Origin of the sequence: Synechococcus sp. R6-5 (assembly GCF_047461775.1) — a bacterium.
Taxonomy (GTDB): domain Bacteria; phylum Cyanobacteriota; class Cyanobacteriia; order Thermostichales; family Thermostichaceae; genus Thermostichus.
Map to the genome: position 1 here is coordinate 1 of NZ_JANSHV010000182.1, position 15,179 is coordinate 15,179.

A 15,179-nucleotide genomic window follows, 5' to 3' on the forward strand; every position below is an offset into this window, starting at 1 on the left:
CTTTCGCGCCAGCGGTGCGGAGCACTTTGGACAGGGCAATGCTTGGGTAGCGGGAACCACTACGGGAGCCCTTCCTGACCAGTTGAGCGCTGGGAGCTGGGGTGCTTCTGTGCTTCAAGTACAGTCGCTAAGCCTGAGCTTCCTTCCCTTGGGAGAGCGGCCATGCACCGAATAGCTGCTTTGCCAGGGGGATGGGATCCTTCCCAATCCGGCGTCATTTTCTTGGAGCAGGATCCCGCTCCCATCGTTATCCTTTCGGCAGCCGATACGGATCTCACGGCCTTGAGCGCAGCCCTGCGCCTGTTGCCCGGCGATTTTCCGGCGGTGCGGGCGGCCAATTTGTTGCAGTTGCAACAGCCCCTCAGCCTGGATGACTATGCCGAGAGGGTGCTGCGGCGGGCGCAGGTGGTGCTCCTTCGCCTGTTGGGGGGAAGGGCCTACTGGAGCTATGGCCTGGAGGTAGCCAAGCAGGTGGCCGCCGAGGAGGGATCCACCCTGATCGTCATTCCTGGGGACGATCGCCCCGACTGGGATTTGGTGAGCCATTCCACTGTGCCCCTGGCGGTGGCGGATCGGGTGTGGCGGTACTGGCTGGAGGGGGGAGCGGAGAATGTGGCTGCCTGTCTGCTGTTTCTGGCTAGGGAGTTTCTGGGGGGCCAATATTCGGTGCCGGATCCTCAAGTGCTGCCTCGTCTAGGGATCTATCAACCCCCCATAGCTCCGCTGGCGGATCCCCAAGCTCCCAAGGTGGGGATTTTACTCTACCGGGCCCATGTTCTGGCGGGGAATACAGAGCCGGTGGATCAATTGGCAAAAGCCTTGGTGGAGCGGGGGCTACAACCCCTTTGCCTGTATACCTATAGCCTTCAAGACCCAGACTTGCCCCCAGCCATTCGGGATCACTTCGGCGGCCAGATTGACCTGTTGCTCAACACCACCAGTTTTTCGCTGGCGCGGTTGGACAGCCACCAGCCCGACGTGAGGCTGTGGCAGGAGTTGGATGTGCCTGTTTTGCAGGTAATCCTCAGCGGTGGATCCCGGCAGAGCTGGGAGAACTCCACGCGGGGATTGGGGGCGCGGGATCTGGCCATGAATGTGGCTTTGCCGGAGGTGGATGGGCGCATCATCAGCCGCGCCGTTTCCTTCAAAGCGGTTCAACAGCGGGATCCCCACTTGCAAACGGAGGTGGTGGCCTACGTGGCTGTGCCGGATCGGGTGGAGTTTGTAGCCGATTTGGCGGCCAACTGGGTGAAATTGCGGCGTACCCCTGCCAACCAGCGCCGTCTGGCTCTGATTTTGGCCAACTACCCCAGTCGGGACGGGCGACTGGCCAATGGGGTGGGTCTGGATACCCCTGCCAGTTGTGTGGAAATTCTCAAAGCTTTGGCGGGAGCTGGCTACTCAGTAGATCCCCTGCCCCAGACTGGAGATGAACTCATCCATTGGCTAACCGAAGGCCAGACCTACGACCCCTTGGGATCCCTGCGCCCGGCTCGGCAATGCCTTTCTGCTGCCCTTTATCGAGAGTGGTTTGCCCGCTTGCCTGAGCCCATCCAGACCGACCTCGTCCGGCAGTGGGGGGATCCGCCCTCTCGAGATATTCCCGTGGTGGGACTGCAGTTAGGGCAGGTGTTTGTAGGCATTCAGCCCCCGCGGGGCTACGACCGGGATCCCTCGTTGAACTACCACGCCCCGGATCTGGTGCCCCCCCACGAGTACCTGGCTTTTTACCTGTGGTTGCGGCAGGTCTTCGCCGTTCAAGCGGTGGTGCATGTGGGCAAGCACGGCAACTTGGAATGGCTGCCCGGCAAGGGATCCGCCCTTTCCGCCACCTGCTACCCGGAGGTTGCTCTGGGGCCAATGCCCCACTTCTACCCCTTCATTGTCAACGACCCAGGAGAGGGATCCCAGGCCAAGCGGCGAGCCCAGGCAGTGATTATCGACCACCTCACCCCGCCCCTTACCCGCGCCGAGCTGTACGGCCCCCTGGCGGATTTGGAACGGTTGATGGATGAGTACGTGCAGGCCCAACAGATGGATCCAGGCCGCTGCCCGCTGATTCGCGCCCAGATTCAGGAGCTGGTTCGAGCAGAGCATCTAGACCAGCAGTTCAACCTGGAAAAAGAAGAAGATTGGAATCGCCTGGATGGCTATCTTTGCGAGCTAAAAGAATCCCAGATTCGCGATGGGCTGCACATCTTTGGCCGGATCCCTGCCGGCGAGCAGCTTGTTGATCTGGTGGTAGCGCTGGCCCGCTACCCCGGCCACGGACAACTGGGGATTACTCAGGCCATTGCCCGCGATTGGGGATGGGACTGGGATCCCTTGACCGCCGATCTAACGGATCCTTGGCCAGAGGGATCCCCGAACTCGCCGTAACCCAAGCCAAGCGTTTTATTTTCCTCTCTCAGGGAGCAAGGAAGAATCTTAAGAGTAAGAGGAGTTGATCGGGATCCCTCATCAACTCCTCTGTTGGAACAATGGAAGCAGGCTAGAGAAACAGCTGGATCCCGGAATCGTAGCCCAAGACCGGCTCGCGCCTAGGTGCCCCCTGGCCAGCTACCGGGAAGCCCTAGCGGGCGTTTCAATAGCGAGATTGAAAACTCCGCCGCCGCTCGCCGCCACTGTTCGCGTTACCAGAGCGGAAACCTGAGGTGGGGCGTTCTTCCCGGGGACGAGCTTTGTTCACCTTGAGGTCGCGCCCCATCCATTCCGCCCCATCCAGCGCAGCAATGGCGGCTTGCTCCTCTGCTTCAGAGCTCATTTCCACAAACCCGAAGCCCCGAATGCGGCCTGTCTCGCGGTCAGTGGGGATTTGCACCCGCTTGACAGAACCGTACTCAGCAAAAACAGCGGTCAAATCCGCTTCTGTCACCTTAAAGGAAAGGTTGCCAACATAAATCGACATAGACGATCTCCGAAAGAGAGAGTAACAAAGGGTGAGATGTTCGGAGAGCCGTCTGCCAATACAAAACGTGAAAATCCGTCAAGACCAGAAGAAACGAGCACTACAACCGATAACAATCTCAGCTTCTATCCTAACACAGAAGCAGGGGTTCACCACTTCGATTTCGCGAAATTCTGGGGACATTGCCTTCACACCCCAACTGGCCCGGCCCAAACACTCCGCTGCCCTACCTGCGCTGACGCCACCTCAGCCCAGCTTCTCCAGCCTGGATCCCAGTAACCTCATCTGGGCTTCCAGCTCTGCCAGTTGTTCCTGACTGGCTTGCACCACTTCAGGGTTGGCCCGGTTGAGAAAATTGGGGTTCTCTAGGCGAGCGCGGATCCCTTGGGCCTCTTTTTCCAGCTTGGCCAGGTCTTTTTGCAGCTTGGCCCGCAGCGCTTCCACATCCACCAGTCCTGCCAAGGGCATCAGCACCTGCACCGTGCCCACCACTGCAGCCGCCACCTGTTTGGGCTCCGTGGCCAGGGATCCCGTAATCTCCAAAGCCTCGGCCTTAACCAGATCCCAGATATAAGCTTGGGCAGCCGTCAGGATCCGCTGCTCGGCGGGATCGGTAGTGAGCAAAAGGGCCCTGATGGTCTGATGGGGCTTGAGGCCGGCTTCTGCCCGCAGGTTGCGCAGGCTGGTAATGGTTTGGATCACCAAGCCAAACTCCCGCTCCAGTTGGGGGTCGATCCAGGTGGGATCCGGGGTGGGATAGGGCTGCACAGAGATGGAAGTGGTTTGATTGACCTGGGTGAGAAGCTGCCAGATCTCCTCGGTGATGTGGGGCATCCAGGGGTGCAGCAGTTTGAGAATGGTTTCCAAAACGATGGCCAGCACCTGCTGCGCTGTGCGCTTGGAAGCCAAGTTTTCTCCCCGCAGCCGGGGCTTGACCAGCTCGATGTACCAGTCACAAAAGTCATCCCAAATGAGAGAGTAGAGCAGGCGCGCCCCCTCGCCCAGGCCATAGGCTTCCAGCTCGGCGATAACTTGGGTGGCCGTGGAGTGCAGCCGCGACAGGATCCAGCGATCGGCCAGCTCCAGCGCTTCGGGGGCAGGGGATCCCAGCTGGGCGGGGGTCTGTCCCTCCAAGTTGATGAGCACAAAGCGGGAGGCGTTCCAGATCTTGTTGGCAAAGTTGCGGGCGGCCTCCACGCTGGCGCTCTCCCCGGTCTTGCGGTCATAGGCCAGGCGGATATCCTGCCCTGCCCCCACCACCTCTTTGACCAGGGCATAGCGCAGGGCGTCGGTGCCGTATTTGTCCAGCAGCTCCAGGGGATCGATGCCATTTCCCTTGGTTTTGGACATTTTCGCCCCGTGCTCATCCCGCACCAGGCCATTGATGTACACATCTTTGAAGGGAATCTGGCCGGTAAATTGGGATCCCATCATGGCCATGCGGGCCACCCAGAAGAAAATGATGTCAAAGCCCGTGGACATCAGGGAGTTGGGATAGTAGCGTTTGAAATCCTCGGTCTCTTCCGGCCAGCCCAGGGTTGAAAAGGGCCACAGAGCAGAGCTAAACCAGGTATCCAGCACATCGGGATCCTGTTCCACCCGCTCAACTTCTGGGCCAAACTTTTCCCGTGCCTTGAGCAGCGCTTCCTCGCCGTTGCGGGCCACCACAAAAGCTTGGGGATCCTCGAGAAGCTGGCCATTGAGGACTGGATACCAAGCCGGGATCTGATGGCCCCACCACAGTTGCCGGGAAATGCACCAGGGGCGCAGCTTTTCCAGCCAGCCGGTATAAACCTTGGCCCAGCGCTCGGGAATAAAGCGGGGGCTATTCCGTTGGTATTCCTCTTCCAAACAGCGGGCTCCCATCCCCGACACATCGCAAAACCACTGAATGGAAAGCAAAGGCTCGATGGGCACGCCGCCGCGGTCGCTGTGGGGAACGGTGTGGGTGTAGTCCTCCACCTTCTCCAGCAGGCCATGTTCGGCAAACCACTGCACCACCTTTTCTCGGGCCACAAAGCGATCTAGGCCGGTGAAAGGATCCCCGTTTTCGTTGAGGGTGCCGTCTTTATTGAGGATGTTGATGAAGGGCAATTGGTGCCGTTTGCCGATTTCAAAGTCGTTGGGGTCGTGGGCCGGGGTAATTTTCACACACCCGGAGCCAAAGGAGGGATCCACATACTCATCCGCAATGATGGGGATGAGGCGATTTTTAATGGGCAGGCGAATGAACTGGCCGATGAGATGGCAATAGCGCTCGTCTTGGGGGTTCACCGCCACCGCCGTATCCCCCAGCATGGTCTCGGGCCGAGTGGTGGCCACCACCAGATACTGGCTGGGATCCTCGGCCAAGGGATAGCGAAAATGCCACAGGTGGCCCTTGACCTCTTTGTCGTCTAGCTCAATGTCTGACACCGCCGACTGGGTGGCCGGGCACCAGTTCACCAGATATTCCCCCCGGTAAATTAGCCCCGCCTCGTACAGCCGCACAAACGCCTCGGTTACCGCCCGGCTCAACCCCTCGTCGAGGGTAAAGCGATCCCGCGTCCAGTCCAGCGAGAGACCCAGCCGCCGCAACTGGCTCTTGATGGCTCCCTGCGACTGCTCCTTCCAAGCCCAGGCTCGCTCCAGAAAAGCCTCGCGGCCCAGATCGAAGCGGGTCTTGCCCTCTTGGCGCAGTTGGTTTTCCAGGATGGTGTGCACGGCGATGCTGGCATGGTCTGTGCCGGGGAGCCAGAGCACGTTGTAGCCGCGCATGCGCTTGTAGCGCGTCACCACATCCGGCAGGGTAAAGGCAAAAGCATGGCCCATGTGCAGGTTGCCCGTCACATTGGGCGGGGGCAGCACCATGCTAAAGGCCTCTCCCGGCGCCTTGGGATCCGCCACGTAAAAGCCCTTCTCCTCCCAAAAGCGCTGCCACTTCGGCTCGGTCTCGAAGGGGTTGTACTGGCTGGGCAGGTTGGCGGAGGAAATTGCAGCAGTCATAGGGAGGATAGGCCAACGGCTGAGAAGGATGAATCACTTTGATGAATCACTTTATCTTTATAGAGTAGCAGTTCAACCCTTTGCCCTTCGGGGTAGAGTGGCCCATCGGTCTTGACCCTAATCACACGGCTAGAGAGGGATTTCGAGCTAGGGTACTACCATCCTCAGCTTTGGGTACGGCGTTATGTCCAGATCATTGACGGCAACGGTCCTGATGGCTCTGATGGCTCTATCCCCTGGGATCCCTGCCTTGGCGCAACAGGACTGGAAGAGATCAGAGAGAGACATCCTACTTTGTCGTGGGGAGCCTTTTGAACCAGGCTCTCTGGCAGGTTATGAAGCTTGCTTCAGTGCTCGCCTTCATCCGGATGAACAATCCTGGCCGCCTCTACTACCCCTGATAGGCCTGTATTTTATCCCGCACTCTGACTACTTTTTTTGCTTTGTAGGTGCAGGAAAGCCCGGTAGCCTGGAGGCAATTCTCGTCGGTCGAAGTGGAGAGTTCGTGTTTGGCCTAGATCGCCCTCTGGCCCCTTCTGAACTAGAAGGGGAGACCCCTTGGATTATCCAGCGAAAAGCCCGCATTCTCGAGGTAGAGGTATACAAACATCACACTTTCAGTATCAGCCAACTGGTGGTTTACGACGAAACCGAGTTGAACTTGGAGGGGTTCGTGCCTGTGACTGCGCCTCCAGGATACCTCATTTCGCCGGACGAGTTTTTAGAGGCTCCCGAGTGCCAAGCCATTTTGAATTGAGGGCTCCTCCACTTGTAACTGGTGTGCGTTCTTGGGTTTTGGCAGGCTTACGAGATGGCTCTAGAGCCCAGAGTAAGCGTTGAGCCATTCCATGAAGTAAAACACCAGTGGCGCGGTGAACACATAGCTGTCTCCCCGATCCAAGATGCCACCGTGGCCCGGGATCAGATCCCCGGAATCTTTCACCCCTGCATCCCGTTTCATCAGAGATTCTGTGAGATCTCCCAGCAGGCTGGTTAACCCAATCAAAAACCCCAGAATGCCCCCACTCAACCAGCTCCACGGCCAGCCCAGGTAATAGGCTCCAACCACCGCAAGGGTCATGCTGGCGGCAATCCCGGCTACCGCCCCTTCCACCGTCTTTTTCGGGCTGAGGATGGAGAGCTTGGTGCGCCCAAAGGCCCGACCACACAGGTAGGCCCCTACATCTGCGGCGATCACGCAGCCAATGGCCAGCAGCGTAATCCATAGCCCTTCGCCCAGCCCTTGCGCAAAAGACAAGGCCCTGACCCGAATCCAGAAGCTGGGCAGCAACGCACAGTAGAACAACCCCAAAATCGAGGTGGCAATATCGGCAATGGTGGCCACCTTGGGCTTAAAGAGCAAATAAAAACAGATGATGGATCCCGCCACGATAAAGGCAGGGCTGGTCCACTCCGGCCTCACCTGCTGCAAAATCACCAGCACCTGGCTGGAAAACATGGTGGTGCGCATGGCCGGCGCATTGCCTTTGGCTTGCACCAAGCGAAAAAACTCCAACTGGGCCAAAAAAATGATTAGCCCAATGGCTGCAGTAAAATACCAGCCCCCTAGCAGGGTGACCGCCAACGCAAACAACACCGCCGCAAAACCGCTAACCCAACGGGCTCCCATGGGCGCACCCCGTCACGTTGGCTGGCCAAATACCTCTTGCCCCCGGCTCCAGCAGATCGACGTCCAAGCCGAGAGCAGAAGAAACCCCCCCTCTGGTGTTCAAGATTCGCGTTTGCGGGACGGAGTCCTGATGCGGCTGCTGCAATGGAAACGCCTCTTGCCCTAGCCTTTCAGTTTAACTCCCTTGGCCTCGAAACAACCGCTTTCGGCCCTGCAGGATGGGATTTCCAGGTAAGGTGGCAGACAGACTGGAGCATGAGATAATGGGCAAACCGCAAAGCTCGCTGCTGACCGCCTAAGATACCTCTGATTCGTTGCACCGCAGCATGGTTCAAGAACTCACTTCGCGCTCCACAACTGCTCGCATTTCTGCCGAAGAGGCTCGTCTTCTTTATGAAGACATGGTGCTGGGCCGCCTGTTTGAAGACAAGTGCGCCGAAATGTACTACAAGGGCAAGATGTTCGGCTTTGTGCATCTGTACAACGGCCAAGAGGCCGTCTCTACGGGGGTGATCAAGGCGCTCAAGCCCACCGACTACGTGTGCAGCACCTACCGCGATCATGTGCATGCCCTCAGCACCGGGATCCCGCCGCGGGCGGTCATGGCAGAGTTGTTCGGCAAGGCCACCGGCTGCAGCAAGGGTCGGGGCGGCTCCATGCATCTCTTCTCGGCGGAGCACAATTTCTTGGGGGGCTATGCCTTTGTGGCCGAAGGGATCCCAGTGGCGACGGGGGCTGCTTTTTCTGCCAAATACCGGGGCACTGACCAGGTAACCGCCTGCTTCTTTGGGGATGGAGCCTGCAACAACGGCCAGTTTTACGAGTGCCTCAACATGGCCGCCCTCTGGAAGTTGCCCATCGTCTATGTGGTGGAAAATAACTTCTGGGCTATTGGCATGGCCCATGAACGCGCCACTTCCGACACCGATATTTACCGCAAAGGCCCGGCTTTTGGCATGCCCGGCTACCAGGTGGATGGGATGGATGTGCTAGCAGTGCGGGAGGCCGCCCAACAGGCCATCGCCCGCGCCCGTGCCGGAGAAGGCCCCACCTTGCTGGAGTGCATCACCTATCGTTTCCGGGGCCATTCTCTGGCCGACCCTGACGAGCTGCGCAGTCCTGAGGAAAAAGAGTTCTGGCGGCAGCGGGATCCCATCAAGCAACTGGAACGCTATGCCCTGGAGCACAACCTAATGACCGAGGCAGACTTCCAAGCCATCCACGCGGAGGTCAGCGCCGTGATTGAGGACGCGGTTCTTTTTGCTCTGGAAAGCCCAGAGCCAACCCTGGACGAGCTACACCGTTTTGTCTTTGCCGAAGACGAGTAGATCCTGGCCACTTCCCCGGTAGCGGGGGAGTCGCTTGCCGGGGGATCCCCACAAGGTTCTCTGGCCAACTCGGGTGGCCCATCCACCTGGCGGAGTGCTGTCCTGCTGGATCCCTCGAGGCTCCTCGATGATTGGCATTGGAGAAACCTTCTCGAGATCTGCGCGATGGCGCAGATTTTTTTGTAAATATCGCTTCCCATTTGTTTACACAGCTTCATATCATTGAGATATCGAGCATGAGTATTTATTCCCGGTCATGAGCAATTCTCTTGAGTTTCCCTGGCTGTCGGTGCTGGTGCTCTTGCCTCTGCTGGCAGCCTTCGGGATCCCCTTGATCCCCCAGAGCCGTTGGGTGCGTTGGTATGCCCTCGCTGTGGGGGCTTTTGATTTGGGCCTGATGGTCTATGTCTTTGCGCGGCACTATGACCTGCAGGACTTTTCTCTGCAACTGGCGGAGCGCTACGCCTGGGTGCCCCAAATTGGATTCCACTGGTCGCTGGCGGTGGACGGCCTCTCCTTCCCGCTGGTGTTGCTGTCGGGTTTGATCACAACCCTGTCGATTGTGGCGGCTTGGAATCTCACCCATAAGCCGCGTTTGTTTTTCTTCTTGCTGCTGCTGATGTACGGTGCCCAGGTGGGCGTGTTTCTGGCGCAGGACATGCTTCTATTCTTCCTGATGTGGGAGATCGAGCTGGTGCCGGTCTATCTGCTCATCTCCATCTGGGGTGGGCCGAAGCGCCAGTACGCCGCCACCAAGTTCATCCTCTACACCGCTGCCGCCTCTATTTTTATCCTGGTGGGATCCCTGGCAATGGCCTTCTATGGCGAGGGCTTCAGCCTGGAGATGGCAGAGCTGAGCGCTAAGTCTTACCCGGTGGCCTTGGAGCTGTTGGCCTATGCGGCTTTGCTGATTGCCTTTGGGGTGAAGCTGCCGATTTTTCCGCTGCACACCTGGCTGCCGGATGCCCACAGCGAAGCCTCTGCTCCCATTTCCATGATCTTGGCGGGAGTTCTGCTCAAGATGGGTGGCTATGGCCTGATCCGCATGAATGTGGGCATGTTGTCGGAAGCCCACGTGTACTTCGCCCCTGTGCTGGCGGTGTTGGGTGTGGTGAACATCATTTACGGGGCGTTGGCGGCCTTTGGTCAGAACCATCTCAAGCGGCGCTTGGCCTATTCGTCCATTGCCCACATGGGCTTTGTGTTGATCGGGATCTCCGCCTTTACGGAGCTGGGCATCAATGGGGCAGTGCTGCAGATGATCTCCCACGGTCTGATCGCTGCAGTTTTGTTCTTCCTGACGGGGATCACCTACGAGCGCACCCACACCCTTGCCCTCGACAAGTTGGGAGGGTTGGCCAAGCAGATGCCGAAGGCTTTTGCCCTGTTTACGGCGGGATCCCTGGCCTCTCTGGCGCTGCCGGGGATGAGCGGATTTGTGGGTGAGCTGACGGTGTTCTTGGGCTTGACCACCAGCGATGCCTATGCGCCGACCTTCAAAGCTGGAATTGCCCTGCTGGCGGCAGTGGGCATCATTTTGACGCCCATTTACTTGCTCTCCATGCTGCGTCAGGTGTTCTACGGGGCTCAGGATCCCGGCCTAGTTTTGGAAGATTACCTGGGGGATATGCGCCCGCGGGAAATGGCGGTGGCCCTCTGTCTGCTGTTGCCGATCCTCGGCATTGGCTTCTACCCACGCCTGGCTACCCAAACCTACGATGTCACAACGGTGGCGGTAGCTGCCCAGTTGCGCAGTGTGTTGGCAACTGAAATCGTGCAGCGGCCTTTCTTCCCCTCGCCAGTGCAACCGGCCCAGGTGGCGGCTTTGCCTCTGGAGGATTAAAGGGGGGTCGAGACTCGGTTCTTCTTTATCTCTATTCCTTACTCTGTCCAGAAGAGCTGGTGTTCGAGGTGCAACCCGACTCAACTTTCAGCTCTTCTTTTGTTTTTTTTAAGTTTTAAGATTGGATTTAGGATCCGGGATGTTCCTGGGCTGGGATTTTCGTGCAGCCGATTGTTCTTGTGCCGTCCATCCTATCGGTGATCGGTGTGGATAGAGTTTTGTTCCATCAGGTTGAGTTGCACCACCAACCACCAGAGGGTTACATCGGAGTAGGTCGCCCGACGCTTGAGCCGAGAAATGGAGTGTACCGGGTTTTGGCTGTCGATCATCCACTCAGAAGCGATGATTTGGCCGCGTTGCTGAGCATTCATTGTTTCTCCCTCCGCTCGCCAACTGCTCAATACTTAGAATGGCTAATATTTAGGATGGCGAATTTGCGCGGGAGCGTGTGAAAAAATATATTACGCAGGGATCCCCAAAATCGGCTAACTTTCTTAGCAATGAGGATCTCATAGGCCGTTGAGTTGCCGATTTGCCGTCCGGGGATCGGACAAAACGTTGCAAAAGGGGCAAAATGTTGGGCAAGGGGATGCCCCTATCTTCACAAGTCTTAAAACCTGGAAAAATTCCATTTTCTCCTGACTCCTCTGTCTCCCTCCGTCGGCCTTTGCAGCAGCAACCCTTGAGAAGTCTGAGATCGCGATGAGAGCCAAGGCCATCTCTCCCCAGCCTGCCTCTGCTTTTGGAGAAGTGGTGGAGGCCGACACCACAACCTTTGTGGCCCAGTGCTTCGAGCCGGAACGTCTGACCTTCCCGCCCATGCCTGCTCTCGGCAGTTGGACGCGCTCCCAAGACGAAGAGACCGGCAACCTGATCTATGGCGTGGTTTGCTATGCCGCCATCGCCCCCATCGACACCGTCCACCGCGCCAGGGCTTTGGGCCTCTCCCCTCAGGAGCTGCGGGAGCAACAGCCCCAAATTTTTGCCATGTTGCGCACCGATTTCCGCGCGGCCATTGTCGGCTTTGTCAGCGGGGGACGAGTCTACCAGTACTTGCCGCCACGGCCTCCCCAGATTCACCAGCCGGTTTATCTCTGCTCCGATACGGAAGTGAGGGAATTTTGCCGCTCTTTCGAGTTTTTGCGCACCCTGCTACAGGTTAACGGGATCCCAACCGATGAGCTGGTGGCTGCCGTGATCCGCCAGACTTACCGAATCCTGAACCGAGATCGCAACTGGCTTTTACAGGCAGGTCGGCAGTTGAGCTGTCTGTTGCGGGATGATTATGAGCATCTCAGCGCAATTTTACGAAAGATTGAAGCCTAAGCGAAGAAATATTGAGAATGGCCTTGGATCCTTCTTGAGTCAGGTCGGGGGGTGATAATCTGAGGCCGTTTCCTAATGAAGTTTATTCCTTTTGTATCCTCTTTCTGCTGTAAAAATGTTTAACAAATTCAATCCTTCTGACAAACCCTCCAAAGGCAATTGGGCAGGTCGCACCTTTTCTGCAGCTGCGGGCGCTTCGGTGGCAGCCGGTGTTTGCATTGCCCACGGTCAACCGGCTCATGTGTCACTGTTGGTGGCTTGTTGTGCGACGGTGTTTACCCTCGTTTTGGATGAAATGGGCTGGATCTAGGCTCGGTTGCAACGTCAGCTCTGGATTTTGCCGCATAAGAAGCCGGTCTAAAGCAGAGGCCAACCAATAGGGATCCCTGGCCCTCTGGGTTTGCTGCTTGCGTGAAAGGATCCCTTTGCTGGGTTGGCAACATGCAGCCTTACTTTACCCTGCTTCGCGGGCTGCCCGCACCAACAATCCTGCTGTGATCAGCCCTGCCAGAATGGAGCTACCCCCATGGCTGAACAAAGGCAGGGGCACGCCTGTGGTGGGCAAAATCCCAGTGACCACGCCGATGTTCATCAGTGACTGACCCACCAGAAACATCAGGCAGCCACAGGCTACTAAGCGAATGGTCAACTCCCGACAGCGCCCCATCACCCGCCAGCCCAGCAGAGTGTAGAAGGTCAGCAACCCCAGAAAGAACAGGGATCCGGCCAAGCCAAACTCCTCTGCGTACACCGAGAAGATAAAGTCGGTGTATTGGATGGGCAGGTAGAACAGCTTTTGCTGGGAGAGGCCATATCCCTTGCCCCACAGGCCGCCAGAGCCAATGGCCAACAGGCTTTGCACCAACTGATAGCCATCCCCTTGGGCGTTACCCCAGGGATCCAAAAAGGCCAGGATGCGCCGCCGTTGGTAATCTTTGCTGAGAATGCTCACCACAGCCGCCAGAATCCCCAGCCCCGCTGTGGCCAAAAGGGTGAAAGCTGGGATCCCGGCGGTCCAAGCCATAGCCCAGAGGGTGAGGCCGCAGATGGCCGTGGTGCCCAGGTTGGGCTGGGCGAGGATCCCCAAGAGCGCAAAGGCGAAGATGCCCGCCCAGAGGACGCGGAACCAGAGGGGATGGTGAAACCAGCGGCCAAAGATCCAGGATCCCTGCAAGACCAACAGGGGCTTGAGCAATTCTGAAGGCTGGATAACAGGGATCACCTTCAAATCCAGCCAGCGGCTGGCTTCCAGGCGGGAAACCCCCAACCCCGGCACCTGGGTGGCCCACACCAAGCCAACTCCCAGCAAGCAGAGGATCCCGGCCCAGGGGAACCAGCGCCGCAGCGGGATCTGCACCAGAGCCCAGAAACAGCCCAGACCCAGCCCGGCCCAGAGCAATTGCCGCTTGAAAAAGTAGAGGCCATCGCCGGTGATCCGCTGAGCCACCGGGTAGGAAGCAGAAAACAGCATCAGCAGCCCCAGCACCAGCCAGATCAAGGTGAGCCAGCGCAGCCAGCGAGCCTCAGCATTCCAGGGATCCCTGAAGGGCTTGGCAGCAGGCTCGGAAATGGTTGCCACGGTGTTCAAAGCTGGAGTACTGGTCAAAACTGGCACAGGCGGGGGACAGCAAAATGGTGATGGGTTGAGCGGGCTTCCCCAAGCTCTGAGCTTGACGCGAAAGGGAACAAGCCGCTGCAAAGGCTCTTTCCACCGCTACATCTAGGGTTGGCACCAGCTCAACGTCAGTATAGTGGATCCCCTGGAGGGCCTCCGCCAGGGCTGGGGCAGACTCCCCCATCAGCACCACGCGGGCCACCTTGGCCCGAATCAACCGCAACCAGGCGCCGGGATCCCCCTGCTTGGCCCTTCCCCCGGCAATCAGAATAATGGGTGGGGAGAGGGCGTTGAGTGCCACCCAGCCGGCTTCGTAGTTGGTGGCCTTGCTGTCGTTGACAAAGCGGATGGGGGTGGCTCCCACCTGGATTTGCGCCACCCGCTCCAGCCGATGGGGCATGCCGGCAAAAGATCGGATGGCTTTTTGAATGGCAGCGTTGGGGAGCCCAGCTAGACGTGCTGCTGCTGCCGCCAAGAGCAGGTTTTGCAGATTGTGTTGGCCAGGGCAGCGTTCTGCAAAGTCCTCCAGCTCCGCCACCATCTCCCCCTGGATGTAGAGGCGGTTTTCCCGCAGGTCAACGGTTGCAGTGGGATCCTGATCGCAACAGAGTTGCGGGGCAGCAAGGGAAGTCCAATAGGTATTTTCCCAGTCCTGCCGGCGGCAGCACAGGTAGGGATCCTCGCCGTTGAGCACCCGCCACTGGGCCCGATCCAAAAGGCGAGCCTTAAAGCTGGCATAGCGCTCCAGCGTCCCGTGCCGTTCTAGGTGATCGGGAGTGAAGGTGGTCCACACCCCAATGCGCGGCGGCCCTCCAGGAGTGCTGCTCATGAGGCGGCTACTGGCCTCCAACTGGTAGCTGCTCAGCTCCGCCACGATCCAGTTCGGCTCTAGCGTTCCCTGGAGCGTTTCCAAAGCCACCTGCGACAGGGGCAGGCCGATGTTGCCGCAGGGGATCCCTTGCAGCCCCGCCGCCTTGAACATTTCCGCCACCAGAGCCGTGGTGGTGCTTTTGCCGTTGGTGCCGGTGATCCCCACCCAGGGTAGGTGGTCAAGATAGATCCAGGCCAGCTCCGCCTCTCCCACCACCGGGATCCCCTGTTGACGCACCGCCTGCAGCAGCGGGTGATCCCAAGCAATGCCTGGACTGACCACCACCTGCTTCACCCCTTCGGCCAGTTGAAAAGGCTGCCCCAGCCGAACCGGGATCCCTTCTTGATTGAGCTCAGCCTGCCGCTGTCTGAGAAGAGGGGAATCTTGCTCATCCCAAACCAGCACTTCATAGCCCTGGGCCCGCAACAGCCGCGCTGCCGCCAGCCCCGCAATGCCTAACCCCAAAACTTGATGTTGCACGTTGGTTTCTACTTCGTTTCTTTATTTGGGGATCCCTGCTTGGATCTTACCGGTCACGTCCTTGACCCGCATGTTTTTGTTCGACACTCCCCTTGCTTATGGGGGTAACCAGTTGGTGGAGTGGATGGAGTTTTCCTAGCCGCCTGGATGGCTAACTTGGGAATAGGCTGGAGCATGACTCTAGTCAATAATA

Annotated in this window: 13 protein-coding genes; 7 read left to right on the forward strand and 6 right to left on the reverse strand. The window is 58.4% G+C overall.

Features of this window, described 5'->3' with window-relative positions; all coding sequences use genetic code 11:
* The first annotated feature begins 162 nt into the window (after positions 1–162).
* Positions 163–2,379: a cobaltochelatase subunit CobN gene (gene cobN, locus NW818_RS10025; RefSeq protein WP_414424469.1), complete on the forward strand. Its 2,217-nt coding sequence runs from the start codon at positions 163–165 to the stop codon at positions 2,377–2,379.
* Between the two features lie 205 nt (positions 2,380–2,584).
* On the opposite strand, the gene NW818_RS10030 is transcribed toward cobN, so the two are convergent.
* Positions 2,585–2,908 carry an RNA recognition motif domain-containing protein gene (locus NW818_RS10030; protein WP_011431969.1) on the reverse strand — a complete coding sequence of 108 codons (324 nt, stop codon included), beginning with the start codon at positions 2,906–2,908 and terminating at the stop codon, positions 2,585–2,587.
* A gap of 246 nt (positions 2,909–3,154) precedes the next feature.
* A complete protein-coding gene (locus tag NW818_RS10035) occupies positions 3,155–5,893 on the reverse strand; it encodes a valine--tRNA ligase (protein WP_414424470.1) in 2,739 nt (912 codons plus the stop codon).
* A gap of 505 nt (positions 5,894–6,398) precedes the next feature.
* Here NW818_RS10035 and NW818_RS10040 point away from each other — a divergent pair.
* Entirely contained in the window at positions 6,399–6,650 is a 252-nt protein-coding gene (locus NW818_RS10040; protein ID WP_414350737.1) for a hypothetical protein, read from the forward strand.
* A gap of 60 nt (positions 6,651–6,710) precedes the next feature.
* Here the strand turns inward: NW818_RS10040 and NW818_RS10045 are convergent, their stop codons facing one another.
* On the reverse strand, positions 6,711–7,523 hold the full coding sequence (locus NW818_RS10045) for a phosphatidate cytidylyltransferase (RefSeq protein WP_414329457.1): 813 nt from the start codon (positions 7,521–7,523) through the stop codon (positions 6,711–6,713).
* Positions 7,524–7,849: 326 nt separating this feature from the next.
* Between NW818_RS10045 and pdhA the strand changes: the two genes are divergently transcribed.
* Positions 7,850–8,851, forward strand: a complete 1,002-nt coding sequence (pdhA, locus tag NW818_RS10050; protein WP_414329458.1) for a pyruvate dehydrogenase (acetyl-transferring) E1 component subunit alpha — start codon at positions 7,850–7,852, stop codon at positions 8,849–8,851.
* A 256-nt stretch (positions 8,852–9,107) separates the two neighbouring features.
* Positions 9,108–10,694 (forward strand): NAD(P)H-quinone oxidoreductase subunit 4, encoded by a 1,587-nt coding sequence (locus NW818_RS10055; protein WP_414424471.1) that lies wholly within the window; start codon positions 9,108–9,110, stop codon positions 10,692–10,694.
* Positions 10,695–10,885: 191 nt separating this feature from the next.
* Here NW818_RS10055 and NW818_RS10060 read toward each other — a convergent pair whose 3' ends face one another.
* Positions 10,886–11,065: a hypothetical protein gene (locus tag NW818_RS10060; RefSeq protein WP_011431964.1), complete on the reverse strand. Its 180-nt coding sequence runs from the start codon at positions 11,063–11,065 to the stop codon at positions 10,886–10,888.
* A gap of 331 nt (positions 11,066–11,396) precedes the next feature.
* Here NW818_RS10060 and NW818_RS10065 point away from each other — a divergent pair, with 331 nt between their 5' ends.
* Together NW818_RS10065 and NW818_RS10070 are read left to right on the forward strand one after the other, a co-directional pair.
* Positions 11,397–12,020 (forward strand): hypothetical protein, encoded by a 624-nt coding sequence (locus NW818_RS10065; RefSeq protein WP_414424472.1) that lies wholly within the window; start codon positions 11,397–11,399, stop codon positions 12,018–12,020.
* Positions 12,021–12,111: 91 nt separating this feature from the next.
* Entirely contained in the window at positions 12,112–12,330 is a 219-nt protein-coding gene (locus tag NW818_RS10070; RefSeq protein WP_414424473.1) for a hypothetical protein, read from the forward strand.
* Positions 12,331–12,474: 144 nt separating this feature from the next.
* On the opposite strand, the gene NW818_RS10075 is transcribed toward NW818_RS10070, so the two are convergent.
* On the reverse strand, positions 12,475–13,599 hold the full coding sequence (locus NW818_RS10075) for an FtsW/RodA/SpoVE family cell cycle protein (RefSeq protein WP_414424474.1): 1,125 nt from the start codon (positions 13,597–13,599) through the stop codon (positions 12,475–12,477).
* Positions 13,544–14,986 carry a UDP-N-acetylmuramoyl-L-alanine--D-glutamate ligase gene (gene murD, locus NW818_RS10080; protein ID WP_414424475.1) on the reverse strand — a complete coding sequence of 481 codons (1,443 nt, stop codon included), beginning with the start codon at positions 14,984–14,986 and terminating at the stop codon, positions 13,544–13,546. The genes NW818_RS10075 and murD overlap by 56 nt, the downstream gene beginning before the upstream one ends.
* Before the next feature lies 1 nt (position 14,987).
* Here murD and NW818_RS10085 point away from each other — a divergent pair, with 1 nt between their 5' ends.
* Positions 14,988–15,125, forward strand: a complete 138-nt coding sequence (locus tag NW818_RS10085; RefSeq protein WP_414350758.1) for a hypothetical protein — start codon at positions 14,988–14,990, stop codon at positions 15,123–15,125.
* The last annotated feature ends 54 nt before the right edge of the window (positions 15,126–15,179 follow it).